The sequence below is a fragment of the Xanthomonas floridensis genome, from assembly GCF_001642575.1.
Taxonomy (GTDB): domain Bacteria; phylum Pseudomonadota; class Gammaproteobacteria; order Xanthomonadales; family Xanthomonadaceae; genus Xanthomonas; species Xanthomonas floridensis.
Genome location: NZ_LXNG01000023.1, coordinates 89,197 through 113,971 on the forward strand (window position 1 = coordinate 89,197; position 24,775 = coordinate 113,971).

Sequence of the window (24,775 nt, forward strand, 5' to 3'; positions counted from 1 at the left end):
CTCGCAAGCAGGTCTGCCGACGCGCACCCGAGTCGGGCAGGCGGAACGCATCATCCGGCCGCCACAACGGCCCCGGCAGACTGGCATTTGGGGCAATTGCCCTCACCTAGGTCGGCGGGTAGGCTGATCGACTGCCACTCATTCCTGCTGAGCACGCTCGCACCACCGCCGGTTCGCCGGCCCGACATCGGATCCCCCATGGCGATGGATTTCATCCGCATCCGCGGCGCGCGGACGCACAACCTCAAGAACATCGACCTCGACCTGCCCCGCGACAAATTGATCGTGATCACCGGCCTGTCCGGCTCGGGCAAGTCGTCGCTGGCGTTCGACACCATCTATGCAGAAGGCCAGCGCCGCTACGTCGAGTCGCTGTCGGCGTATGCGCGCCAGTTCCTCAGCGTGATGGAAAAGCCGGACCTGGACCACATCGAAGGCCTGTCCCCGGCGATTTCGATCGAACAGAAATCGACCTCGCACAACCCGCGCTCCACCGTAGGCACGATCACCGAGATCTACGACTACCTGCGCCTGCTCTATGCACGTGTGGGCCAGCCGCGCTGCCCGGATCACGGCTTCCCGCTGGAAGCGCAGACCGTCAGCCAGATGGTTGACCACATGCTCACCCAGGACCAGGAACAGCGTTACATGCTGCTGGCGCCGGTGATCCGTGACCGCAAGGGCGAACATGCGCAGGTGTTCGAGCAGCTGCGTGCACAGGGCTTCGTGCGCGTGCGCGTGGACGGCGAACTTTATGAAATCGATGCGGTGCCGCCGCTGGCGCTGCGCCAGAAGCACACCATCGAAGCGGTGATCGACCGCTTCCGTCCGCGCGAGGACATCAAGCAGCGTCTTGCGGAAAGTTTCGAGACCGCGCTCAAGCTCGGCGAAGGCATGGTCGCGGTGCAGTCGCTGGACGACCCGGCCGCCGCCCCGCATCTGTTCTCATCCAAGTACAGCTGCCCGGTCTGCGATTACTCGCTGCCGGAGCTGGAACCGCGGCTGTTTTCGTTCAATGCACCGGTGGGCGCCTGCCCGAGCTGCGATGGCCTGGGCGTGGCCGAATTCTTCGACCCGGACCGGGTGGTGGTGCATCCGGAACTGTCGTTGTCGGCCGGCGCAGTGCGCGGCTGGGACCGGCGCAATGCCTACTACTTCCAGCTGATCGCCTCGCTGGCCAAGCACTACAAGTTCGACGTGGATGCGGTGTGGAATACGCTGCCGGCCAAGGTGCGCCAGGCGGTGCTGTTCGGCAGCGGCGATGAGGTGATCAACTTCACCTACTTCACCGATGCGGGCGGTCGCACCACGCGCAAGCACCGCTTCGAAGGCATCCTGCCGAACCTGGAACGGCGCTACCGCGAAACCGAATCGCCGGCGGTGCGCGAAGAACTGACCAAGTACGTCAGCCAGCAACCCTGCCCGGCCTGCAACGGCACGCGCTTGAACCGCGCTGCGCGCAACGTATTTGTGGCCGATCGCCCGCTGCCCGAGCTGGTGGTGCTGCCGGTCAACGAGGCGCTGAACTTCTTCCGTGGCCTGTCGCTGCCGGGCTGGCGTGGCGAGATCGCGGCCAAGATCGTCAAGGAGATCGGCGAGCGGCTGGGCTTCCTGGTCGATGTGGGCCTGGATTACCTGACCCTGGAGCGCAAGGCCGACACCTTGTCCGGTGGTGAAGCACAGCGCATCCGCCTGGCCAGCCAGATCGGTGCCGGCCTGGTGGGCGTGATGTACGTACTGGACGAGCCATCGATCGGTTTGCATCAGCGCGACAACGAGCGCCTGCTCGGCACGCTGACGCGGTTGCGCGATCTGGGCAACACCGTGATCGTGGTCGAGCACGACGAAGATGCGATCCGCCTGGCCGACCACGTGCTGGACATCGGCCCCGGCGCGGGCGTGCATGGCGGCGAAATCTGCGCACAAGGCACGCTGCAGGACATCCTGGAATCGCCGCGCTCGCTGACCGGGCAATACCTGTCGGGCAAGCGCCGTATCGAGATTCCCAAGCAGCGCCACAAGCCCAACCCGAAGATGATGCTGCATCTGCGCGGGGCGACCGGTAACAACCTCAAGAACGTCGACCTGGACATTCCGGCCGGGCTGCTGACCTGCATCACCGGCGTGTCCGGCTCGGGCAAGTCGACGCTGATCAACGATACGTTGTTCACGCTGGCGGCCAACGAGATCAACGGCGCCTCGCACACGGTGGCGCCGCATCGCGACGTCGAGAACCTGGACCTGTTCGACAAGGTAGTGGATATCGACCAGTCGCCGATCGGCCGCACGCCGCGTTCCAACCCGGCCACCTACACCGGCATGTTCACCCCGCTGCGCGAGCTGTTCGCCCAGGTGCCCGAGGCGCGCGCACGCGGCTATTCGCCGGGCCGCTTCAGCTTCAACGTGCGTGGCGGCCGCTGCGAGGCCTGCCAGGGCGACGGCATGATCAAGGTGGAGATGCACTTCCTGCCGGACGTGTATGTGCCCTGCGATGTCTGCCATGGCAAGCGCTATAACCGCGAGACGCTGGAGATCCGCTACAAGGGCTTCAACATCAGCGATGTGCTGCAGATGACCGTGGAAGATGCGCTGCAGCTGTTCGAGCCGGTGCCGTCGATCGCACGCAAGCTGGAAACACTCGTGGACGTGGGCCTGAGCTATATCAAGCTGGGTCAGAGCGCGACCACCTTGTCCGGTGGTGAGGCGCAGCGCGTCAAACTGTCCAAGGAACTGTCGCGCCGCGATACCGGGCGCACGCTGTACATCCTCGACGAGCCGACCACCGGCCTGCACTTCCACGATATCGAAGCCTTGCTCGGCGTGCTGCACAAGCTGCGCGACGAGGGCAACACGGTGGTGGTGATCGAACACAATCTGGACGTGATCAAGACCGCCGACTGGATCGTGGATCTGGGCCCGGAAGGTGGTCATCGCGGCGGCACCATCCTGGTGTGCGGCACCCCGGAAGAGGTGGCCGCCGAACCGACGTCCTACACCGGGCAGTTCCTGGCCAAGATGCTTCCGTCGGTGAAGGCGCGCGAAACGCGCCCTGCCGCGACGGCCAACAAGCCCGACGCGCGTCCGCCGCGCAAGGTCAAACCGGAGAAGGCGGCCAAGGCCGCCAAATCCGCCACCAAGAAGACTGCGAAAAAGAAGGCAAGCTGATGAGCGAACACAAGGTTCTGGCACGCATCCCGATCAGCGTGCGCTGGCGCGACATGGACAGCATGGGCCACGTCAACAACGCCAAGTACATTTCCTACCTGGAAGAGGCACGCGTGCGCTGGATGCTGGGCGTGCAAGGCGTATCGATGACCGATCGCATCGCCCCGGTGGTGGCCGCCACCAACGTCAACTACAAGCAGCCGCTGATCTGGCCAAACGACATCACCGTGGAGCTGTTCGTCGAGCGCCTGGGCACCAGCAGCGTGACCATCGGCCACCGCATCTTCGATCAGAAGGACGATAGCAAGCTGTATTCGGACGGCAACGTGGTGGTGGTGTGGATCGACACGCAGACCGGCAAGAGCGCTGCGCTCCCGGACGCGGTACGGATCGCCAGCAGCTGAGCCGACGCGGCGCGGCCCACATGCTAAATCGTGACAACGGCGGCGGCTCTCCCGGGAGTCGCCGTTTTTTATACCGCTTCAGTGGCTTTGCCACCGGCAATGCACGTCGGCGCCATGCCCAGCCGCATCGTCTTGGTTCGCCCGTCCATGGCAGTGCTGGCCAAGCGCGCAGACACCGCGAGCGCCCACTGTCCGGGGACGGCAGGCAGCGCCGACGCTGCGACCTTACGACCCAGGCGCGCGCTTGCGGGCCTGAAGCGTGGCCTTGATCTGGCGACCATCCTGCAAGGTGAACGTCACCGGCACCTGTGCGCCTTCGGGCAATGGCGCGCGGGCCTCCATCAGCATCAGGTGCAAGCCACCCGGCGCCAATGGCACCGCACCACCGGCCGGCAACGCCAGCTCGGGCACCGCGCGCATGCGGCTGACGCCATTGCTTTGCGTGGTTTCGTGCAGTGACACATCGGCGAACGCACTGCTGCTGACCGCGGTGACCTTCAGCGGCTGCGCACAGCCGTTGTGGAACTGCCCGAAGCCGGCCGCCATCCCCATGCCACCGGGCGGCGGAATGCGGACCCAGCCCTGTTTGAACTCCGGCAGGCACTGCGCGGCAACACCTGCACTGCCCACCATCACCACCGCACAGAGCAGCACACGCGCACGCAGGTGCCGCCTGCTTGGACTGCCGTCTATCATGACCCGACCTCCAGGAGCCCCGCATGAGCATCCAGATCTTAGACCATGGCCGAGTTCGCGAAATCCGTCTGGCGCGCCCGCCGGTCAACGCGCTGGACAGCGCCCTGTGCCAGGCCCTGAGCGCTGCGGTGCAGCAGGCCGGCGATGAGGCCGACGGCATCGTGCTGTCTGGTAGCGAGCGGATCTTTTCCGGCGGCATGGATGTGCCGCAGCTGCTCGCGCATGGCACCGACCGTGCCGCACTGCTGGCCAGCTGGACGGCGTTCTTCCAGGCCGCGCAGGCGCTGGCAAACAGCCGCATACCGGTGGTGGCGGCGATCGGCGGGCATGCGCCGGCCGGCGGCTGCGTTTTGGCACTGTGCTGCGATTACCGGGTAATGGCGCGCAGTGCCGACACCGCAAAACCGTATGCGATCGGTTTGAACGAAGTGCAGGTCGGCCTGGCCGCACCGGAAGGCATCCAGCGGCTGTTGCGCCGCGTGGTCGGCGCGCACCGCGCCGAGCGCCTGTTGATCGCCGGGCAGCTATTGCCGGCCGAACAGGCGGTACAGATCGGCCTGGTGGATGAGTTGGTCGATGGCGAGCTGGTCACCGCGCGCGCAGTGGCCTGGCTGCACGAACTGCAGCAGCTGCCGCGTCAACCGATGCTGGCCACGCGCGCGGTGGCACGCGCCGACCTGCGCGCGGCCCTGGCCCCGGAACTGATCCAGTTGGAGCGCTTCGTCGATGGCTGGTACGCGCCGGACGCCCAGGCTGCACTGCAAGGCCTGGTGGCGCGCCTGCACAAGGCCTGAGCCAGCCGCGGCACGGCGCCCCTCGGGCGGCCCGGTATAATCGCTATCCTTCACGCCCAGGCCAGCCTCTTGTCCGCCAATGCCGAACCCGTGGTCTCCGAACTGATCAGCCTGCTGTCGCTGGAGCGCCTGGAAGACAACCTGTTCCGCGGCCAGAGCCGCGACATCGGCACCAAGTACGTGTTCGGCGGCCAGGTATTGGGGCAGGCGCTGTCGGCGGCGCAGGCCACGGTGGAAAACGGCCGCCAGGCGCATTCGCTGCATGCCTATTTCCTGCGTGCCGGCAATATCGATCACCCCATCGTCTACGACGTCGATCGCACCCGTGATGGCGGCAGCTTTTCGGTACGGCGCGTCACTGCGATCCAGCACGGCAAGGTGATCTTCTTCTGCGCGGCCTCGTTCCAGGAGCGCGAAGACGGCGCCGAACATCAATCGGCAATGCCGGTGGTGCCGCCGCCGGAAGACATCGAACCGGCCGCCCCACTGGCACCGGATGTGTTGGCGAACCTGCCGGCCAAGGTGCAACGCTGGCTCTCGCGCGGCGGGCCGTTCGAGTTTCGTCATGTGTTTCCGCGCGACGAACTCAAGCCGCCCAAGCGCCCGCCATTCCAGCAGATGTGGCTGCGCCTGACCGACCCCATCGGCGACGACGTTGGCCTGCATCAGGCACTGCTGGCCTATGCCTCGGACTTCCAGTTACTGGGCACCTCGACGTTTCCGCACGGCATCAGTTATTACACGCCGAACGTGCAGATGGCCTCGCTGGATCATGCGCTGTGGTTCCATCGCCCGTTCCGCACTGACGACTGGCTGCTGTACTCGCTGGACAGCCCAACCGCGCAAGGCGCGCGTGGCCTGGCACGCGGGCAGTTCTTCACCCGCGACGGCGTATTGGTTGCCAGCACCACCCAGGAAGGCTTGATCCGTGTGGTACCCGACGGCAGCGCGAGCGCGGTGCCGGCCAAGGAGTAGCGCGCGGCGGCGTGGCCAGGATGCGTTGGTTGATCACCCCAGCGCCCTCCGGCCGCTGGTTGAGCGTGTCGCGACATTCCCTCGCACGCTGCAGAGGCTGCAAACTGGCATGCTCCCGTGCCGTGCGATGTCGCCACCGGACTGCAGCAACCGCATCCCGACACTTCATCTTGAACCGGTGCCTCAGCGGCGCCATCTGTTCCGGACCTAACGGCGTTTTTCCACCATGCGCAAGATCTTCAGCAGTCAACGTATCGAAACCGCCGAGGGCGTCGCCAATCTGTTGCGCGATGCGGGAATCGAAATCCGCATCAGCAATGGCCGCTCCTACCAGAGCAAGCGCGGCGGCCAGTTCAGCTATCTGGAGCAAAGCAACGCGCAGGCGCAGCCCACCGTGTGGATCGTGCATGCCAACGACCAGCCGCGTGCGCGCGATCTGCTGCGCGACGCGCGCCTGCTCGACACCACCCGCCGCGACCTGCCGAACGTGGAGTACACCTTCCGCGACGGCGAGAACGGCTCCAGTGCCAGCGCACGCAGCTGGGCCTGGCGGATCCGCCTGGTCCTGTTGCTGGTCATCGGCGCCGTGGCCATGGTGGTGGTGATGCGTCATCGCAGTACGCCCGTGCCAGCGGCACAGACACCTCCCGCTGCATCGCAGCCCTCGCCGGATGCAACGCCACCGGCAGAAGACGACGAGGTGCGCGTGCGGATCCAGCCGGCGCGCTGAGCCAGGCCAGGGAGGCCATCTACAGCCGTTGAACCGAGACGGTTCGCCTGGGACTCGGTTGCAGCGCAAAGGCGCCAGGCTTCGAACCGCTGCCACGCCATGGCTGTCGAGGCGCAGAGCCTGCTCCGGGGTAGCACATCGGCCTGTCACGCCGCTTCACAGCGGCTGACAGCACCTAGCCGCCGGATGTGGACGGCGCGCCCGGAACCAGAGTGTCTACGTGCTGTCTGTCGATGCCGAGCATCGTCCGCGCCCGCCTGACGGCTGCGCGGGTGTTCATCAGCTGCTCTTGGTGCAGCGGGTCTGAGTCACGCCTGACCGCAACGCATCCAACAGAGCATGCGCGCAGCGTTGTTTCGGGCCCGGACAGAAGACGCGTTTGCTGCTGGCCGCTTGCGGCTGGCATAGCACCTGCCTGCTGCTGCGCATGCCGCCCGCCCTTTAGGCAACCCGCTCAGCCCGAAGGCGAGCGGGCAAGCTGCCTCGGCAGTCGTCGTGCAGCGACTTTTCAAAAGCCTGCAACTGGGTCTGTCACATCTGCTGCCGCCATGCGTCATGCTGGCAACAGGACAAGGACTGCGCCGATGAACGCCGACACGCTGGATCTGATGCTGCAACGCGAGCTGCCTCACGCCGCATCCGGCTGTCAGCAGGCATACGGACGGATCGTGATGGCCTGCCAGAACACGGTCACCGCCATCGCACTGGCCATTACGCGCGATATCGCCGCCAGCGAGGACATCGCGCAGGAAGCCTTCCTGCGCGCCTGGCAGCGCCTGGCGCAGCTGCATCAGCCCGCCAGCTTCCTGCCGTGGCTACGCCAGATCACCCGCAATCTGGCGCGTGACTGGCTGCGCACCAACCGCCACCGCGCGCTCAGCGGGCAAGCCGCCGAACTGGCGATCGCCATGGCCTCCGATCCGGCGCCCTCGCCCACCGACCATCTGTTGCAGGCCGAGGAAGAGATCGCCGCATTCGACATCATTTCCGCGCTACCGGAAGAAAGTCGCGAGACGCTGCTGCTGTATTACCGCGAAGGCCAGAGCTCGCAACAGGTTGCGTCGCTGCTGGGCCTGAGCGATGCGGCGGTGCGCAAGCGGCTGTCGCGCGCACGTGCCAGCGTGCGCAGCGAGTTACTCCGCAGATTCGGCGAATTCGCACGCAGCAGTGCACCCAGCGTTGCCTTTGCCACGGCGGTGACCTCGGCAACCTTGCTGGCAGCACCAGGCACCGCAAGCGCGGCGATCGTACTCGGCAGCCTCGGTGGTGCAGGCAAGTTGGGGGCCGGCGGATTGACCGGTTCGGCACTCGGCGGAGGTGGGGCCGCTGGTGCGCTGAGCCTCTGGCTCGGCATGCCGGCGCTGTTCGCCGCCGGTGCCGTGCTGGTTGCCGGATTCGGCACGTACTGGTCGTGCTGGTATCTGTTGCGCTTTACGCAGACCGCCGCTGAGGCAGCCGCGGTTCGTCGCTTCATGCACAGCACCACGCTGACCTCGGTGCTGGTGGTCGGCAGCACGCTCCTGCTGAAACAGCTGGATGCCGGCGCGTGGGCATCGCTGCTGATGCTCTGCACCGGTATGGCGGTGCTCAGCTACCAGTCCATCCGGGTGCTACCACGCGTCATGCGCCCTATGCTGGAACGCGATGCACGCAGACGCGGCGCCACGCACGCACCGCTGCTGTACCGCTGCATGTTCAGTCCGGGCGCAGTGCTGGCAAGCGTGGCAGCGGTCATGCTGCCTATCGTGCGTCACTACATGCAACTGGGAATGCTTTAAAGCCGGCGTGGCGTCACTGCTGCACCGCCCATGACAGACCCTTGCGAGCAACAAAACGGCCCCCTGCTTGCGCAGGAGGCCGTCGGTCGATCGGCGCCTTGTTACGTGTTGCTGACTACCACTAGCACTTGCGTGGAGCGTGGTGCACGGCGAGCGCATGCCCTCGCCGTGCCCTTCCGACGGGGCATGCGCGCCCCTCGATCAGTTACCGGCAGCTGGCCTGGGCGGCATCGGATGCTTGCCGTGGTCACTGCGCTCGCCCGGACCACGCGGGTCGTGCTCGTTGCGCAGCTTCGATGCCGCATCGAACTCGGCCTTGCTCAGCTTGCCGTCCTTGTCGGTATCGGCCTTGGCAAACCACGCATCGCGATGCTGCTGCATGCGCAACTCACGGTCGGCACGATCGATAAAGCCATCCTTGTTGACGTCCATCTGGTCGAAGCGTGCAGCGAATTTCGGATCGGCCTTGGCCTCCTCGCGGCTGATGCGCCCGTCCTTGTTGGTGTCGAATTTGGCCAGCCACTCGCCGCGACCTTCGCGGCCCGGGCCACGATGGCGCGGACGCTCATCGCGCGAGAGCTTGCCATCCTTGTTGGTGTCCAGCGTATCGAACTGCGCAGCCAGCTTCGGGTTGGCGGCCGCTTCGCTGCGGTCGATCACGCCATCGCCGTTGCTGTCGAGCTTGGCGGGACGCGGCGCATCGCCGGATGCCGGCGGGGTGGCGGCAACGACTGCGCCGGTGGACAGCGCGGCCAGCATGGCCAGGGCAAGAAAGGGTTTGCGGGACGTCATGAGAAACTCCTGATCTGTGGGAACCACACGCGGCACCTGCATGGGCCGCATCGCGTGGGTGGCGCATCCGGATCCGCCGTGCGCTGCCACCAACATCCACATCAACGAGCCGCCGGCGCATGCGTTGACGCGCGCACGGGCCGTATTCATCCGGCGGACAGTCGCCGCTGTTGCGACGCGCAGGCGCTATCCTGCGCGCATGGCCATCCACGCCGACACCCACGACGACCTGCGCCTGTTCCAGACCGGCGAGCATCCCTGTGGCTACTGGTCGGACCGCCAGGCGCGCGACCTGGTACTGGATCCACACGACCCGCGCCTGGGAACGATCTATCCGCAGGCCCTGGCGTGGGGATTCCGCCGCTCCGGCGATCTGGTCTACCGCCCGCATTGCGAACGCTGCCGCGCCTGCGTGCCGGTACGCATCGCAGTGGACGCGTTTCATCCCGATCGCAGCCAACGCCGTTGCCTGGCGCGTAACCAGGACCTGGTGGTGCGCGTGGTCGCCGCCGAACGCACCGACGAGCAACTTGCGCTGTACCGTCGCTATCTCAAGCACCGGCATCCCGGCGGCGGCATGGACGAGCATGGCGCTACCGAGTTCGACCAGTTCCTGATCGGCGGCTGGTCTCACGGGCGCTTTCTGGAAATCCGCCAGGCACCTGTCGCGCACGGCCCGGGGGACTTGCTCGCCGTGGCGGTCACCGATGTCACCGAACATGCATTGTCGGCCGTATACACGTTCTATGCGCCCGAGGCGGCTGCACGCAGCCTGGGGACCTTCGCGATCCTGCAGCAGATCCAATGGGCACGGCGCGAGCGACGGGCGCATGTCTATCTGGGCTACTGGATCGATGGCCACGCCAAGATGAACTACAAGCGCCGCTTCAACGCACTGGAGGCCTACGATGGCCGCCACTGGCGTGGACTGCCCGCCAGCGCGCCAGCCCCGTGAGCTGCCAAACGGCGACAACGGCCTGTCGCATCGGCCATGCGAGAATTCCGCGATGATCAAACCTCTCCTGCTGCTCGCGCTCACCGCGCTGTGCACCGCCTGCACCCATCGCATGCCGCCCACCACCACCGCATCCGACCCCTCGCCTGCCAAGCCTGTTGCAGCGCCACTGCGCATCGCCACCTACAACACCTCGCTGTATTCCGACGAAGCGGGCGGCTTGATAGCCGAACTGCAGGGCGACAGCGCGCATGCGCGCAAGATCGCCGCGGTGCTGCAGCGCGTGCGCCCGGATCTGGTGCTGCTCAACGAATTCGATTTCGATCCGGGCCACCGCGCCGCCGATCTGTTCCAGCAGCGCTACCTGCAGGTGGCACAGCCGGGGGGCGGCGAGCCGCTGCGTTATCCGTATCGGTATCTGGCGCCGGTCAACACTGGCGTTCCGAGCGGGCTGGATCTGGACAACAGCGGCAGTGTCGGCGCCAATGGCCGCAACCGCGGCAACGATGCCTGGGGCTTTGGCCTGCATCCAGGCCAGTACGGCATGCTGGTCCTGTCGCGGTATCCGATCGATGCGCAGGCCGTGCGCAGTTTCCAGCTGCTGAAGTGGAGCACGCTGCCGGGCGCACTGCGGCCGATCGATCCGACCACGCGAACCTCGTTTTATAGCGACGCGGTCTGGGCGCAGCTGCGGCTGTCGTCCAAGTCGCACTGGGACGTGCCGGTGCGCACGCCGTTGGGCGTGGTGCACGCACTGGTGTCGCACCCCACCCCACCGGTGTTCGATGGCGCGGAAAAACGCAACGCCGCCCGCAACCACGACGAGCTCGCGCTATGGCGTGCGTACCTCGACAACGCGGCCGACAGCAAACGCTGGTTGTGCGATGACAAGGGAATCTGCGGCGGCCTGGCGGCCGATGCGCACTTTGTGATCCTGGGCGATCTGAACAACGACCCGATCGATGGCGCCGGCCGCCACGAAGCGATCAGCGCATTGATCCATCATCCGCGCGTGCTGCAATACCCCACCCCGCGCAGCGACGGCGGCCCGGAAAAGACCGCCGAATACGCCGCGCAAGGCCTCGTGCACACCGGCGACCCGCACCAGGTCACCGGCGACTTCGGCCCGCAGGCCGGCACCATGCGCCTGGACTACGTGCTGCCATCGCACCGGTTCACCCTGATCGGCAGCGGCATCTTCTGGCCGGCCAGCACCGTCCCGGAGGCAGCGATTGCCGATGGCAGCGACCATCATGCGGTGTGGGTGAATGTAGCCGTTAAGTAAGCGGCCAATAGTCAGTTATCGGCGGATAAGCTTATGGTGGCCCGCCGACGATAGCTCAACGTTCTCGCTGTCTGATAGCAAGAAAGTGGTGGATTGATGGTGTACCGCCCGCAAACCAGCAGCAACAATGCTTTTTCAGCTGGTATAGATGCCGGAGTCGATTGATAAGGGACCGGTAGGGCCGGACTAGTCCGGCTTCATCCCGTGGGCTTACACTCCGATGCAGCCCCAGTAATGCAAGGAAATGCGGATGAGACCAAATCTGAAGGATCTGCGTTTGATCTTCCGAGGCTTATGGCTATCAATCGTCATCGCCCCGATGCTGTCTGCCTGTAGCGCAAGCGCACCACCGCCTACCGATAAAAAAGAGCTCTTTCTTAGCCAACCATTCCGGGTTGATGGTGCTGACGAACATGTGCGCTTTGAATTCGAAGCAACGCCGGATAACGTGAATTTTACCCAATCTTACATTGTAGGATTAACCCTGAGTCGCAAAGGCCAATTCGACCCGGTCATCACGTTAAATCACGGTGAACCTCCATTGCGGTATGCGCTCAAGGTCGATGCATGCAAGTGGACCGGAGACAAGTGCCTCAAAATAAAAACAGAGGACGCCTTTCAAGAATACATGAGGAAAGAACCAAGCAGAAGAAAATTCTTTGAATGGAGAAAAGGAAAAGATGATATTAAATATATCGACATTGGTGCCCACACTTCAGAATTAAGCGAATGGGTGGTCTGCAGGCTACCCCTAGAAAGCTACGGCCGTTATCGCATTGATATTTCAGCGCAGCCAGGCAATCCAGAGTTGAAAGACCCTACCGCGCAAATTTCGATCCAGAAGAGATGGACATCCTCCAAGTAATCTCAATATCTCGCATGGAGCAAAAGATGGATAAGCAGAACTACACTGTAACAATTGTTATCGCGGCACCCGGCACGCCGTTATATAAGGACGGCAAGCAGCAAATAGTGAATGGCGAACCGGCCAGCTCTGCGCCAGGGCACATGTTTTTATAATTGATGACGGCATAGGAAAACCAACTAGTTACGGATTCGCCCCTATCAACCACGGTGAGATGAACGGGCCAGGAAAAATATATATAACTCGGACTCCAAGGAATATCATAATCCAGCCTACTCAAGAACAATCGAAATAAGCAAGGAGCAATATGAAAAACTGCAAAAATTCGGTGAAGAACCGGAAAAGCTAGGCTTCGACAAAGAGTACAAGGACGTGCGCAACAACTGTGTCGACTTTACCTGGGCTGCACTCAATCATGCCGGTCTGCATCGCAACAAGAGCATCGATGTAAATGGGCTGCTTGGTCCCGCTGGAGTCGGGCAACTGCTTCCCGATGTTCGCATCCCTTTACCGCTAGAAGGCCAGGGGAAAGATGCTTACCGCCCCTTACGCAATATCCATGGTGTGGAAAGCATTGAAGCACCGTTTCCAGAAAGCCCACTGAACAAGGAAGTTCGGCATCCGCTTCCCGCAGACAGATCGATCCAACAACAGATTTTGAGTGATGAGCGGCAACCGCCCTCACTGCGTAATCCCGATTATCCCGGGCACCCGCTGTTTGCACAAGCTCAGTCCCATGTGCAAGCCCTGGATCAAGCAAATAACCGACAATCGGACGTACGCAGTGACAACCTGGCTGGTTGCCTGGCCGTGCAATCCTGCAAAATGGGCATGGACCGCATCGACGACGTACGTCTAAGCGAGGACGCCTCACGTGCGTTTGCGGTACAGAACAATCCCAACTCACTGGGACCGCACGACCAGTTGCTTGCCCATGTGGATACTGTCGCTGCACTCAATACACCGCTGGAGCAGAGCAGTCAGAGCTGGGTCCAGGCTGCGGCGGAACGCGCGCACGGCGAACAGCAAAGGCAGATACAGCAAGAGCAGAGCCAACCACACCCTGCAAGGGCCTTGACCTGAAACTTGCAGTTAGGCGTATACATGCCCCTGCGTCCGACGCGTTCGATGGAGCAGACGGATGCCTATCAGATCACTGTCTGATAGTGGTTTTGTCTCACCAGCAACTGATGCAATGCAGGTGTAGCCACCATGGCTCACGAAGCAATGCTTCATGATTGCCGCTCGTTGGCTGCATGCCAATCTCGCCATCTGGAAGCAAGGCAGTCTTGAAAATCGTGGGCAACGGTCAGGCCGATGCCCACAAAATACCGTAAGAACTACGTTATTTAGTCGCGAAGCTGAATCGTCAGCGCCGCAGCCGCCACGCGCGCTTTCTCGCGTGCCGCATCGATACTCTCTGCGCGCGCCAGGGTGACGCCGACACGGCGGTGGCCGTCCACGCGCGGTTTGCCGAACAGGCGCAGGGCGGTGTCCGGGTCGCACAATGCAGCGGCAACGTTGTCGAACACCGGCACGCCAGTGCCGTGCGCTAGTAGCGCACTCGACGCCGACGGGCCGCTCTGGCGGATCACTCCACCGTTCTCGGCACCGACCGGCAGGCCGAGAATGGCGCGCGCGTGCAGCGCGAATTCGCTCAGGTCCTGCGAAACCAGCGTGACCAGACCGGTGTCGTGCGGACGCGGCGACACTTCGCTGAACCACACCTCGTCGCCCTTGACGAACAGCTCTACGCCGAACAGGCCCCAGCCGCCGAGATCGTCGGTGATGGCTTTTGCGATCTGCTGCGAGCGACGCAATGCGGCTTCCGACATCGGCTGCGGCTGCCAGCTTTCGCGGTAATCGCCGTCCTGCTGCCAGTGACCGATGGGGTCGCAGTAGGAGGTGCCGCCGGCATGCCGCACGGTGAGCAAGGTGATTTCGTAATCAAAATCGATGAAGCCTTCGACGATGCAACGGCCGGCCCCGGCACGCCCACCGGTCTGCGCGTACTCCCACGCGGCATCGATATCGGCCTCGCTGCGCAGCGTGCTCTGGCCCTTGCCGGAGGAAGACATCACCGGCTTGACCACGCAGGGCAGCCCAACTGCAGCGATCGCCTCGCGGTATTGCGCGGCGGTGTCGACGAAGCGGTATGGCGAGGTCGGCAGCCCCAGCGTTTCGGCAGCCAGACGGCGGATGCCTTCGCGGTCCATGGTCAGGCGTGCGGCGCGCGCAGTGGGGATGACTTTCTGGCCCTGCTCGCGTTCCAGCGCCACCAGGGTTTCGGTATGGATGGCCTCGATCTCCGGCACGATCAAATGCGGCTGCTCGCTGGCAATCAGCGCGCGCAGCGCGGCGGGGTCGAGCATGTCCAGCACGTGCGAGCGATGCGCCACCTGCATTGCCGGTGCATTGGCATAGCGATCAGCCGCGATCACTTCCACACCGAAGCGCTGCAGTTCGATCGCCACTTCCTTGCCCAGTTCGCCCGAGCCCAGCAGCAGCACGCGGGTGGCGGAAGGCGACAGCGGAGTGCCGAGGGTGGTCATGAGGCGTCATCCAGATCGAAGGGGGACGCCATTTTAGCGGGCCGATGCCACGACCGCCGGTCGGAAATCCGCCCACACTTGATATCAATTTGATATCTTTTTCTAAAACCACAAGGACGCTCCAGCCATGAAAGAGAAGTCGCTTGGTTCTTTTCCCGGCATTCCAGTGATCGCTGCGAGTGTCGTCGTCCTGCTACTGGCTGCCACCGTGCTGATCGCCGCGGGCATGGGCTACCTGCCGGTCCTGTCCATGCTGCCGGCCATTCTGGTCGCTGCCGGCAATGTGTTCGTCTTAGTCGGCCTGTACACGCTGGAGCCGAACCAGGCAGCCGTCCTGAGCCTGTTCGGCAAGTACGTCGGTACGGTCAAGGACCAGGGGATGCGCTGGAACAGCCCCTTCTACGCCAAGCGCCGGGTCAGCCAGCGCGTGCGCAATTTCGAAAGCGGACGGCTCAAGGTCAATGAACTGGACGGCAGCCCGATCGAGATCGCCGCAGTGATCGTGTGGCAGGTGCTGGACGCCTCCGAGGCCGTGTACAACGTGGACGACTACGAAAGCTTCGTGCATATCCAGTCCGAAGCCGCGCTGCGCGCGATGGCCACCAGCTACCCTTATGACCAGCACGAGGAAGGCCAGATTTCGCTGCGCAGCCACCCGGCTGAAATCAGCGAACAGCTCAAGCGGCACCTGGACGAACGGCTCACCCAGGCCGGGGTGGACGTGATCGAGGCACGCATCAGCCATCTGGCCTATGCACCGGAAATCGCCCAGGCCATGCTGCAGCGCCAGCAGGCCAACGCGGTGATTGCCGCACGCACACGCATCGTGGCGGGCGCGGTGGGCATGGTCGAAATGGCGCTGGCCGAGCTGCAGAAGAACGGCGTGGTGCAGCTGGACGAAGAGCGCAAGGCGCACATGGTCAGCAACCTGCTTACCGTGCTGTGTTCTGATCGCGGGACCCAACCGGTGGTCAACGCCGGCTCGCTGTATTGAGGTGATGCAATGAATGTGATGGTGCCGCTGGTGGTTGCGCTTTCGGGGTTGCCTGCGTTGGCGATTGCCGCCTCGATCGGGGCGGACGACGATGACCGCGCGCGCGGCCTGGGCCTGCGCTGGGCGTTGATCAGCCTGGTGATCCTGGTCGGCGCCGCGTGCCTGTATTGGGTGGGCGACAACCGCGCCGGCATCTATGCGGTGGTGATCGGCATGATCATCGGCGTCAATACGCTGATCGTGTCGATGGTCATGCACCTGCGCCGCCATGGCAGTCGCAGGAACGGCGAATGAGCGAAAAAAAGGCCTATCCACTGCGCATCAACGCCGATGTCCTGGCCGCCGCGCAACGCTGGGCCGACGACGAACTGCGCAGCCTCAACGCGCAGATCGAATACGTGCTGCGCGACGCGCTGCGCAAGGCCGGGCGGCTACCGAAGCCGCAGGGCGACAAGGAACCCTCGGCATGACCAGGCGTGTGGGCTCAGCCATCATCGCGCTGGCACACGCGTTGGTCGGCGACATCTCACGTAATAACCGCCGGGACGAATCAATCGCTCGGAGCTACTTGGGTGAGGAGACGACCACGCTCGTCATGCATCCGGCGCCGGGTATGGCGCTGCCGGCATCCGTGGCGATGAAGAAGAAACTCTGAGATGGCGAGCCGCTCGGACCAACCCAAACGCACCGACACAGCGCCCAAAGCGCACACCGGGCAACACCCGCAGCGGCGCCGACGCGACTACGCCGCGGCGCCGGCGACGCGCTGGGGCCTGGCAGTCTGGCTTTGGCTACCGCTGTCGATCACTGCCGGCCTCATCAGCATTGCGCACGCAAGCAGTCATGACCATTCCGGTACGCTGGTGGTGCATCTGGGCATCCTGCTGGCAGTGGCGGTGGCGTGCACCGTTGCGCACGCGCGACGCAGCATCCAGCTGGACGACGCTCGCCTGGTCGTCCGCTCGACCTTCTTCACCAAGCGTGTGCCGCTAAGCGCACTGCGCCTGGACAGCGCACGCGTTGTCGACCTGGCCGAACATACTGCGTTCAAACCCGGCCTGCAGTTGCTTGGCTTCGGCTACCCGGGTTTCAAATCGGGGCATTACCGCAGCAAGTCCGCAGTCAGGGGCTTTTATCTATTGACCCACTCCAGGCGTGTGCTGATTCTGCCGTTGCGCGACAACAGCCTGGTGGTGCTCAGCCCTGAGCAGCCACACCAATTGCTCGGGGATTTAAGAACGACTGACAAAACGTAGCGCGCAGTCGTCAAGCGGACGTAGACGAACCGCGATTTACCAGTGGCACGTGCCGACTCCCAGCACCGGCCGTGCAGGCCCGGCCGCGACGCGGTCGTTTTTGTTGGCTGCTTTCACGCCAGCTGGCCGTACGCCACGCTTGGCCCTACCCTGTTGCGATGCGCCCGACCCCGACCCTGTTACTCAACACCACCGCCATCGAGTTGCTGCCCGCCGCCTTGATGCGCGCCCACAGCAACGCCGATGCCCGCGTGCTGGCGCAGGCCGACTGGCTGCTGCGGCGCAAGTGCGACGGACGTTATCTGGCCGCACAGCTGGCACAGGGCCTCATGCCGCTGATGCCGCGGCTGGCACGCGAGCCCGGGCTGGACGAGGCGCTGGACCGGCTACAGGCCGCCGCCGCCCGCACGCACCAGCCGCACGGCATGACGCTGATGGTCGACGGCCTGCAGCGCCGCCTGAGCCAACTCGGGCTGGATGCAGATGGCTATGTGCAACGGACTGGCCTGCAGCTGATTGCCGAGCCGGCGACCTTGCACTTTTCCGGGCGCGATCGCTTCGGCCGGCCGCTCTGGCTCAGCGCAGGCGCCGCGCGTGCATGGAGGCAGATGCGTGCGGCCGCGCTGCGTGCGAACATCGTGCTGGATGCCATCTCCGGCTATCGCAGCCACGATTACCAGCTGGGCATTTTCGAACGCAAGTTCGGGCGCGGGCTCACCCTGGAACAGATCCTGGCAGTCAACGCCGCCCCTGGTTTCAGCGAGCACCACAGCGGCGACGCGCTGGATATTGGCACCCCGGGCGAACCGCCGGCCGAAGAATCGTTCGAGTCCACCGCTGCGTTTGCCTGGCTAAGCCAGCATGCGCCGCATTTCGGCTATCACCTGAGCTACCCCCGCGACAACCCGCACGGTATCGTCTACGAGCCGTGGCATTGGCGCTGGCATGCGGTGAAGTCGACATAAGAACCAAGACCCGCATCTGCGCTGCTACAGGTCGGCAATCCGGCATGAAGCTCCGCACTGCTGTCGCCTGCGCCGCCTGCCAGTACACGCAATTTTGTCTGAAGCGGCGAGCACGCTCGATCATTGTTGATTGATTCCAGATTCCCACTCATTGAGGACATCGCTTATGGACGAGCACATCAATGTGCAGCGTCGCGCCGCCACCGCCGCGATGCTGGGCGCTGGCACCGCACTCCTCATCCCGGGATGCTGTCATGACGCCGAGCATTCCCTGCGAGTGACCGACATGGCCGGCATCGATCGCACCACCGTGGCACGCATTGCCCGGCCGCGCAGTGTGGACGAAGTGGCCAGCCTGATACGCGACAGCAACGGCACGGTGTCGGTCGGCGGCGAACGCTACAGCATGGGCGGGCAGATCAGCGCGCAGTCTTCGCTGCATCTGGACATGCGTGGATTGGTTGGCCTAGTGCATCTGGATGTCGCGGCCCGACGCATCCGGGTACGCGCCGGTATGCGTTGGCGCGATGTGCAGGACCTGATCGATCCGCATGATCTTTCGATTGCGGTGATGCAGAGCTACAGCAACTTCAGCGTCGGCGGCTCCATCGGGGTAAATTGCCATAGCCGCTACCTGCATGCCGGGCCCATCGCCCATACAGTGCACGCATTGCAGCTGGTAGATGCACAAGGCCAGATAGAAGAACTCGACCGCACCAGAACTCCGGAGCTGTTCTCTGCTGTCATTGGCGGCTACGGCGGGCTAGGTGTGGTCACCGAAGTGGAGTTGTCGCTCGCACTCAACGACATGCTGGAGCGGCGGGTACAACAAGTCGCGTTGGCCGACTACCCCGCCTTCTTCGCCGACCGCATCGCCGCCGACCCACTGGCGGTGATGCACAATGCCGAACTGACGCCGCCGCGTTTCGATCGCCCATTGGCGGTGACCTGGGTCAGCACCAGTGCCCCGCCAACCGATGCAAGGCGTCTGATTCCCCGCGACCAGGACTACTCCCGCGAACAGAATCTGATCCGGGCTGCATCGGAACTGCCGCTGGCCAAGCCGCTGCGCGACCGTTATCAAACCTCGCCACTGCTACAGGCGCCAGTGGTGATGCGTCGCAATTGCCAGGCGAGTCTGGACGCGCGTGCGCTGGAACCGCACCCGCGGCGCATGTTCACCTACCTGCTGCAGGAATACTTCGTGCCGGAAGCTGCATTTACCGCATTCGCGCGCGAAATGGCCGCAATCCTGCGCCACCACAATGTAAACGCGCTCAATATCTCGATCCGCCACTCGCCTGCCGATACGGTGTCACTGTTACGCTGGGCACCACAGCCGGTGTTTTCCTTTGCGCTCTATTACAAGCAGCGCAGCGGCATCGTGACTGACAGGGCTACGGTGGCCTGGACCCAACAGTTGATCGATGCGGCACTAGCACACGGCGGCAGCTACTACCTACCCTACCGACTGCATGCCAGCCAGCAGCAATTTTCCGCCGCCTACCCGAACGCCCGTCATTTTGCGGGCCTCAAGAGCAGCATCGACCCACGATATCGCTTCCGCAACCTGCTGTGGGACAAGTACCTACCTGCATGAGCGACACCGGGAACCGGCCAAGTGCCGGCGCTCTGGCCGCACTTTGATAACGCCCTTCCTACCCCACGCGCCGGCATGCGTGCACTTGTATAGCCGCGCGGGGCAGCTACTCCTGCGAACGCGGTGTCGGCACCCTGGTCGCCACGCTGAAGTCGGCGATCTTCCACAGGTAGAGTGCGGCGTAGGTGCGGTATGGGCCCCAGTGTTCGCCACGGACGGCCAGCGCCTTGGGGGTGGGCATCTGCTCCTGTTTGTCCACGCGCTGGGCGCCCTTGCGCACACCCAGGTCGTCGATGGGCAGCAGGTCCGGGCGGCCCAGGCGGAACATCAGCATCATCTCCACCGTCCAGCGACCGATGCCGCGGACCGGTACCAGCGCGTCGACAATGGCTTCGTCAGGCATGAAGGCCAGTCTGCGCAGCGAAGGAATCTCACCGGCCAGTTCGCGCTGCGCCAGATCGCGTAGCGCCAATGCCTTGTTGCCGGACACACCGCAGGCGCGCAGCGCGGCATCGTCCACGCGCGCAAGCGTGTCGGCATGCAACCGGCTCGAGCAGATTGCCACCTCCACCCGTGCCACGATGGTGGACGCGGCCTTGCCACTGAGCTGCTGGAACAGGATCGCGCGTGCCAAGGCATCCACCGGGTCGAACGGTTTGCGCCAGCCCGGCTGCGGCGCGATGGGGCCGATGCGTTTCATCCACGCACCCAGCGCGCGATCGCGCCGGGCCAGATGCGCAAAGGCGGCCGCTACATCGAACCCGCGAGCATGCCGCGGCATCTCAGCGCCTCAACGCGCCGATGGCCAGCACCACCCAGCCCAGCATCAGGCTGACGCCGCCCACCGGTGCCAGGCTGGTCGGCCAATGCAGCAACGCGCCGCCGACCAGGCTGCCGGCAAACAGCAGCGTGCCGAGCAGCAGCAGGTACAGGCCAACCCGCCCGAAGACACGCGTTTCAGTAGCACCCAGCACAGTCAGTACCGCGCCATGACCGAACGCATACAGCGACGCCAACTGCAGCCGCGACTGCACCAGCGCATCGGCCACGCCGTGCGAGGCGTAGGCCGACAACCCGACGGCCATGGCGGCCAGCAGGCCGCCGCAGAACGCCAGCAATGAGGGGTGCTTCTTACGACGGTCGAGCAAAGACATGCAGGCAACTTCCCTGGCAGCGCCGTAGCGCAAAAAAAAAGCGCGCCGCAGGACTGCGGCGCGCTTTGGTCTGGATCAGGTCATCGCGGTAAGACGATTACTTGATGGCCCAGTAGACATCGTAGGTACCGTCCTGCGTGAACGACTTGTCCACGCCGCCCTTCCAGGCTTCGTAGGGACGCTCGGTCACATCCATGCCGCTGGTGGCCGCCCAGGCGCGCAGCGAGTTACGCACGGCATCCAGGCCGGCCATGTGACCTGCATAGGTCGCAAATGCCGAACGGTGCGCCGGAGTGCGCTGGTACTTCACCGGTGCCTCGGACGGGATGTTGAGCTTCAGCTCTTCGCCGGTCGCAGCAACCGGAGTCGCATCGACCGGAGCAGCGGCGGCCGCGTCATCCTTCTTGGCGTCGGCCTTGGCGGTGTCGGTCTTGGCATCGGCCTTCGGCGCGCCACCGGCACGCTTGCGGACCGGCTGCACGACGTCGAACGCGTACTTGTCACTGGCGAAGTCGGTGGTGACGATACGGACCGGACCAGCAGCTTCCAGACCATTGGCGTCCATCACGCGCTTGATCCACTCCTGGTTGTCCTTGATCGACTTCTTGATCGTCTCGTTGTCACGGTCGATGTTGCCCGCGGTGACGACCAGCAGGTCCTCGGCCGGCACATCGACGATCTTGAGATCGCTCAACACCGGCTTGCCATCCAGTTGCGCGCGGTAGTCGAAGTTCGGCACGGTGGCCAGTGCGGTGGTCAGACGCGACAGACCCAGCTTCAGGTCATCGCCCACGTGGCGGCTGACATACAGGCCGGCATAGCGACCGAACAGGTTCCAGCCGTACTTGACGCTGTAGTCCTGCGTGATCTTGACGTTCTTGTTGTTCTTGCCGGTCGGAGCCAGAGTGAAATTGGTGACCTTGTCGTAGCCCTTGGTGGGATCTTCGATCGCGATCTCAACACGCTCGTTCTTGACGGTGTTTTTGATTTCCCAGCTGCCGTTGCCGATATAGCCCTCGGTGGAGCTGTATTCGACGCGTGCACCCTTGCCCTCTTCCGGGCCGGCCAGCTTCAGCTGGATCTTCGGGTCACGCAGCACAAGCGGGTTCCAATCCTTGAAACGACGGAAGCTGTTCACGGTGTCGTAAACAATCGTCATTCTGCGGTTGGTCTCAACACTCTCGGACATCTGCCGCTCCGAGGGCAACACCAAGCCCACCACGACAAACAAGCCAGCCACGATCCCCAAGGCGATCAGGAACTCGATAATACGGGTCATTCAGGAGGTCTCCGGGGCCGATCCCACGGCCGGGTTGAGTGAAGCGAAGCCACCATCCTAGCAGGCTTCGAGAAAGATGTTCAGTTGTGCGACGGGTAGCGCGGTCTTGCGGTGTCATTCGGCGCGTGCAACGTCGCGGTGGAGCTGCGCAATCCCTGCCGTTGCAAGGGTTTGCGCCGCGCGCGCAGCCATCATGCACATCCCACGCTGCCGGCGTGTGATGCCGCCAGGACGTGGGGCCTGATCGGAGCGATGCGGGCTGTCGCGAGGACGCAGACGATGCAGGCTGCAGGCAAGCCGGCGCCACCGCACTCGGTGAACGGCCTTTGCGTGCGATCGCCCACGGATGCGTCGGCCGATCGCCCACCCAGGCGGGGGCTCAGACGCCTTCAGCGCCGCGCGGCTGCAGCCGCGTACGCCCAGCATGGACAGGGTGAGCGGGCGCCGCCTGCAAGCCGCAGGCTTGTGCGCCCGCAAACGCCCGGGTGCTGCGCCGGGCCGGACATCCTGCCGTCAGACCAGCTGCAGCTCGAACGCCTTGAGTACCGCGCGGGTACGGTCGCGCACGCCCAGTTTGGACAGGGTGAGCGGGCGCCGCCTGCAAGCCGCAGGCTTGCGCGCCCGCGAACGCACGGCGCGCTGCGCCGGGCCGGGCATCCTGCCGTCAGACCAATTGCAGCTCGAACGCCTTGAGTACCGCGCGGGTACGGTCGCGCACGCCCAGTTTGGACAGGATGTTGGACACATGATTCTTGATGGTGCCCTCGGCAACGCCCAGCGAATTGGCGATCTCCTTGTTGGAAAAGCCGCTGGCCATCAATCGCAGGATTTCGGTCTCGCGGTCGGTGAGCGGATCGGGCCGGTCCAGGCTGACGAACTCGTTGCGCATGTGCTCCAGGCCCGACAGCAGGCGCTGGGTGACCGCCGGCTGCACCAGCGAGCCGCCATCGGCCACGGTGCGGATGGCCCCGACCAGCTGCTCCAGCGAGACATCCTTGAGCAGGTAGCCCTTGGCGCCGGCCTTGAGCCCGGCCAGCACCAGCTGGTCGTCGTCGAAGGTGGTCAGGATGATGGTCGGCGGCAGCGTGCCGTTGCGCGAGAGCATCTGCAGCGCTTCCAGGCCGGACATCACCGGCATGCGCATGTCCATCAGCACCACGTCGGGCTGGATCTGCGGGATCTGCTCCACCGCCTGCTTTCCGTCCGAGGCCTCGGCCACCACCTCGATGCCGTTATCCAGCGCCAACAGCGAGCGGATCCCCTGGCGCACCAGGGTTTGGTCGTCTACCAGGCACACACGGATCATCAAAACACTCCTTGAGTCACGGCCGCAGGCATCAGTGCCGGCGCGCCTGGAACGGAGATGCGCAGGCCGAAGCCGTCACCCCGCCGGGTTTGGATTTCCAGCTGCCCACCATACTGGTTGAGCCGCTCACGCATGCCGCGCAGGCCGTTGCCGGGCGCCACCGCATCGGCGCCATGGCCATCGTCGCGGGCATCGATCAACACCGTCTCCGCGTCGCGCCGCACCTGGATCCACAGGTTACGCGCGCCGGCGTGGCGCACCGCGTTGGTGATGATTTCCTGGGTGCAACGCAGCAGCACATGGGCGCGCTCGGGGTTGTCCAGGGTTAGCGGCTGGGCGATGTCCAGGTGGATATCCAGCGACGGTACCTGGGTGACCAGCGGCCGCAGCGCCGCTTCCAGGTCGATCGCGCCGCTGTCGCGCAACTGGCTGACCGCTTCGCGCACGTCGGTGAGCAGCAGCTTGGCCAGGGTATGCGCCTGGCGCACGTGCTCCTGGGCCTGGCCTTCGGTGATGTGGCCGGCCACTTCCAGGTTGAGGCTGAGCGCGGTCAGGTGATGCCCCAGCAGGTCGTGCAGCTCGCGCGAGATGCGGGTGCGCTCGTTGATGCGCGCGCTTTCGGCCAGCAGCGCACGGGTGGCGCGCAGTTCGGCGTTGAGCCGGCGCTGTTCCTCGCGGGCCTCGGCCTGCTGGCGGGCCACTAGGCTGGTGACGAAGATGAACATCGAAAAGCCGCCGTAGAGCAGCGACTGCATCAGCGCGCCGGAAACCGGAAACCCCAGCAACAGGTGGTAGACCGGAAGCACGGCCAACTGGCTCAGCACCAGCCAGACCACGCCAACGCGCAGTGGCAACAACCAGGGGATCACCCCGGCCGCCACCATCATGAGGATGCTGCCGAGCCCGGTCCGGGTGAGGTAGCTCACCGCAAGCGCGCACACCGTGAGCAGCAGCAGGATCAGCCGGTCGTACCAATGGGCATGGCCGCCGCTGCTCAGGCCGCGCGTCAACCAGAAATAGCTGGCCCCGAAGCCGACGAAGAACGCCGACATCATCGCCGCCTCCATCACACTGCGGTGGTCGCCGTCCTCGGCGGGCGCCCAGTAGATGTACACCAACGGCATGGCGATCATCGCCCAGGTGAACAGGCCGGCGAAGCGCAGGACGCGCGTATGACTGAGGTATCCCAACATGTCCGCATCTTAGGCCCAAGCGCCGCCGCTGCCCTCT

Annotated in this window: 26 protein-coding genes and 1 pseudogene; 18 read left to right on the forward strand and 9 right to left on the reverse strand. The window is 64.4% G+C overall.

Translation table 11 applies throughout. The features are described 5' to 3' along the window. Positions 1-198: 198 nt before the first annotated feature. Both uvrA and A7D17_RS13955 read left to right on the forward strand, forming a co-directional pair. Entirely contained in the window at positions 199-3,165 is a 2,967-nt protein-coding gene (uvrA, locus tag A7D17_RS13950) for an excinuclease ABC subunit UvrA (RefSeq protein ID WP_064509627.1), read from the forward strand. After that, the gene (locus A7D17_RS13955; RefSeq protein ID WP_064509628.1) at positions 3,165-3,569 is read left to right on the forward strand and encodes an acyl-CoA thioesterase; all 405 of its coding nucleotides are present in this window, start codon (positions 3,165-3,167) and stop codon (positions 3,567-3,569) included. Before uvrA ends, A7D17_RS13955 begins: the two co-directional genes overlap by 1 nt. A 225-nt stretch (positions 3,570-3,794) precedes the next feature. On the opposite strand, the gene A7D17_RS13960 is transcribed toward A7D17_RS13955, so the two are convergent. Continuing rightward, positions 3,795-4,202 (reverse strand): copper chaperone PCu(A)C, encoded by a 408-nt coding sequence (locus tag A7D17_RS13960; RefSeq protein WP_425479602.1) that lies wholly within the window; start codon positions 4,200-4,202, stop codon positions 3,795-3,797. An 86-nt stretch (positions 4,203-4,288) separates the two neighbouring features. Here A7D17_RS13960 and A7D17_RS13965 point away from each other — a divergent pair, with 86 nt between their 5' ends. From A7D17_RS13965 to A7D17_RS13980, 4 genes are all read left to right on the forward strand, one after another. Further along, on the forward strand, positions 4,289-5,059 hold the full coding sequence (locus tag A7D17_RS13965; RefSeq protein WP_064509630.1) for an enoyl-CoA hydratase/isomerase family protein: 771 nt from the start codon (positions 4,289-4,291) through the stop codon (positions 5,057-5,059). A 69-nt stretch (positions 5,060-5,128) separates the two neighbouring features. Next, positions 5,129-6,034, forward strand: coding sequence for an acyl-CoA thioesterase II (gene tesB / locus A7D17_RS13970; protein ID WP_064509631.1), 906 nt, complete (start codon positions 5,129-5,131; stop codon positions 6,032-6,034). A 226-nt stretch (positions 6,035-6,260) separates the two neighbouring features. Further along, complete coding sequence (locus A7D17_RS13975) at positions 6,261-6,764, forward strand: putative signal transducing protein (protein ID WP_064509632.1); 504 nt, start codon at positions 6,261-6,263, stop codon at positions 6,762-6,764. Positions 6,765-7,348: 584 nt separating this feature from the next. Further along, positions 7,349-8,542, forward strand: a complete 1,194-nt coding sequence (locus tag A7D17_RS13980; RefSeq protein WP_064509633.1) for an RNA polymerase sigma factor — start codon at positions 7,349-7,351, stop codon at positions 8,540-8,542. Positions 8,543-8,743: 201 nt separating this feature from the next. Here A7D17_RS13980 and A7D17_RS13985 read toward each other — a convergent pair whose 3' ends face one another. After that, entirely contained in the window at positions 8,744-9,484 is a 741-nt protein-coding gene (locus A7D17_RS13985; RefSeq protein ID WP_161946550.1) for an EF-hand domain-containing protein, read from the reverse strand. Between A7D17_RS13985 and A7D17_RS13990 the strand changes: the two genes are divergently transcribed. The 5 genes from A7D17_RS13990 to A7D17_RS24890 all read left to right on the forward strand — a co-directional run bounded on the left by A7D17_RS13990 (position 9,375) and on the right by A7D17_RS24890 (position 13,522). Further along, complete coding sequence (locus tag A7D17_RS13990; protein WP_064509634.1) at positions 9,375-10,289, forward strand: arginyltransferase; 915 nt, start codon at positions 9,375-9,377, stop codon at positions 10,287-10,289. The two genes, A7D17_RS13985 and A7D17_RS13990, sit on opposite strands and share 110 nt — an antisense overlap. After that, on the forward strand, positions 10,243-11,574 hold the full coding sequence (locus A7D17_RS13995; protein ID WP_064509635.1) for an endonuclease/exonuclease/phosphatase family protein: 1,332 nt from the start codon (positions 10,243-10,245) through the stop codon (positions 11,572-11,574). Before A7D17_RS13990 ends, A7D17_RS13995 begins: the two co-directional genes overlap by 47 nt. Positions 11,575-11,824: 250 nt before the next feature. Next, a complete protein-coding gene (locus tag A7D17_RS22940) occupies positions 11,825-12,439 on the forward strand; it encodes a hypothetical protein (RefSeq protein WP_239692193.1) in 615 nt (204 codons plus the stop codon). Between the two features lie 26 nt (positions 12,440-12,465). Next, positions 12,466-12,594 carry a hypothetical protein gene (locus tag A7D17_RS25040; protein ID WP_275655082.1) on the forward strand — a complete coding sequence of 43 codons (129 nt, stop codon included), beginning with the start codon at positions 12,466-12,468 and terminating at the stop codon, positions 12,592-12,594. A 217-nt stretch (positions 12,595-12,811) separates the two neighbouring features. Further along, positions 12,812-13,522 (forward strand): XVIPCD domain-containing protein, encoded by a 711-nt coding sequence (locus tag A7D17_RS24890; RefSeq protein WP_239692194.1) that lies wholly within the window; start codon positions 12,812-12,814, stop codon positions 13,520-13,522. A 266-nt stretch (positions 13,523-13,788) separates the two neighbouring features. On the opposite strand, the gene purT is transcribed toward A7D17_RS24890, so the two are convergent. Continuing rightward, positions 13,789-14,991 carry a formate-dependent phosphoribosylglycinamide formyltransferase gene (gene purT / locus A7D17_RS14005; RefSeq protein WP_064509636.1) on the reverse strand — a complete coding sequence of 401 codons (1,203 nt, stop codon included), beginning with the start codon at positions 14,989-14,991 and terminating at the stop codon, positions 13,789-13,791. Positions 14,992-15,118: 127 nt separating this feature from the next. On the opposite strand from purT, the gene A7D17_RS14010 reads away from it, so the two are divergent. From A7D17_RS14010 to A7D17_RS14040, 7 genes are all read left to right on the forward strand, one after another. Then, positions 15,119-15,985, forward strand: a complete 867-nt coding sequence (locus tag A7D17_RS14010) for an SPFH domain-containing protein (protein WP_064509637.1) — start codon at positions 15,119-15,121, stop codon at positions 15,983-15,985. A 9-nt stretch (positions 15,986-15,994) separates the two neighbouring features. Beyond that, positions 15,995-16,279 carry a hypothetical protein gene (locus A7D17_RS14015; protein WP_029219409.1) on the forward strand — a complete coding sequence of 95 codons (285 nt, stop codon included), beginning with the start codon at positions 15,995-15,997 and terminating at the stop codon, positions 16,277-16,279. Continuing rightward, the gene (locus A7D17_RS14020; protein WP_064509638.1) at positions 16,276-16,455 is read left to right on the forward strand and encodes a type II toxin-antitoxin system antitoxin; all 180 of its coding nucleotides are present in this window, start codon (positions 16,276-16,278) and stop codon (positions 16,453-16,455) included. The genes A7D17_RS14015 and A7D17_RS14020 overlap by 4 nt, the downstream gene beginning before the upstream one ends. After that, positions 16,452-16,640 carry a hypothetical protein gene (locus tag A7D17_RS14025; protein ID WP_064509639.1) on the forward strand — a complete coding sequence of 63 codons (189 nt, stop codon included), beginning with the start codon at positions 16,452-16,454 and terminating at the stop codon, positions 16,638-16,640. The genes A7D17_RS14020 and A7D17_RS14025 overlap by 4 nt, the downstream gene beginning before the upstream one ends. Position 16,641: 1 nt before the next feature. Then, on the forward strand, positions 16,642-17,241 hold the full coding sequence (locus A7D17_RS14030) for a PH domain-containing protein (protein WP_064509640.1): 600 nt from the start codon (positions 16,642-16,644) through the stop codon (positions 17,239-17,241). Positions 17,242-17,399: 158 nt separating this feature from the next. Then, positions 17,400-18,206 (forward strand): M15 family metallopeptidase, encoded by an 807-nt coding sequence (locus tag A7D17_RS14035; protein WP_064509641.1) that lies wholly within the window; start codon positions 17,400-17,402, stop codon positions 18,204-18,206. 166 nt (positions 18,207-18,372) lie between these two features. Further along, positions 18,373-19,806, forward strand: a complete 1,434-nt coding sequence (locus A7D17_RS14040; RefSeq protein WP_082861989.1) for an FAD-binding protein — start codon at positions 18,373-18,375, stop codon at positions 19,804-19,806. 106 nt (positions 19,807-19,912) lie between these two features. Here A7D17_RS14040 and A7D17_RS14045 read toward each other — a convergent pair whose 3' ends face one another. The 6 genes and pseudogenes from A7D17_RS14045 to A7D17_RS14070 form a co-directional block, all read right to left on the reverse strand. Continuing rightward, positions 19,913-20,587: a DNA-3-methyladenine glycosylase family protein gene (locus A7D17_RS14045; protein WP_064509642.1), complete on the reverse strand. Its 675-nt coding sequence runs from the start codon at positions 20,585-20,587 to the stop codon at positions 19,913-19,915. A 1-nt stretch (position 20,588) separates the two neighbouring features. After that, complete coding sequence (locus A7D17_RS14050) at positions 20,589-20,960, reverse strand: DUF423 domain-containing protein (protein ID WP_064509643.1); 372 nt, start codon at positions 20,958-20,960, stop codon at positions 20,589-20,591. Between the two features lie 97 nt (positions 20,961-21,057). Continuing rightward, positions 21,058-22,239, reverse strand: coding sequence for a polyketide cyclase (locus tag A7D17_RS14055; protein ID WP_064509644.1), 1,182 nt, complete (start codon positions 22,237-22,239; stop codon positions 21,058-21,060). 513 nt (positions 22,240-22,752) lie between these two features. Continuing rightward, positions 22,753-22,821: pseudogene (locus A7D17_RS24895) on the reverse strand (DNA-binding response regulator); the annotation flags it as partial. An 82-nt stretch (positions 22,822-22,903) separates the two neighbouring features. Continuing rightward, positions 22,904-23,545: a response regulator gene (locus A7D17_RS14065; protein WP_005990002.1), complete on the reverse strand. Its 642-nt coding sequence runs from the start codon at positions 23,543-23,545 to the stop codon at positions 22,904-22,906. Further along, positions 23,545-24,738, reverse strand: a complete 1,194-nt coding sequence (locus tag A7D17_RS14070; RefSeq protein ID WP_064509646.1) for a sensor histidine kinase — start codon at positions 24,736-24,738, stop codon at positions 23,545-23,547. Before A7D17_RS14070 ends, A7D17_RS14065 begins: the two co-directional genes overlap by 1 nt. Positions 24,739-24,775: the final 37 nt, after the last annotated feature.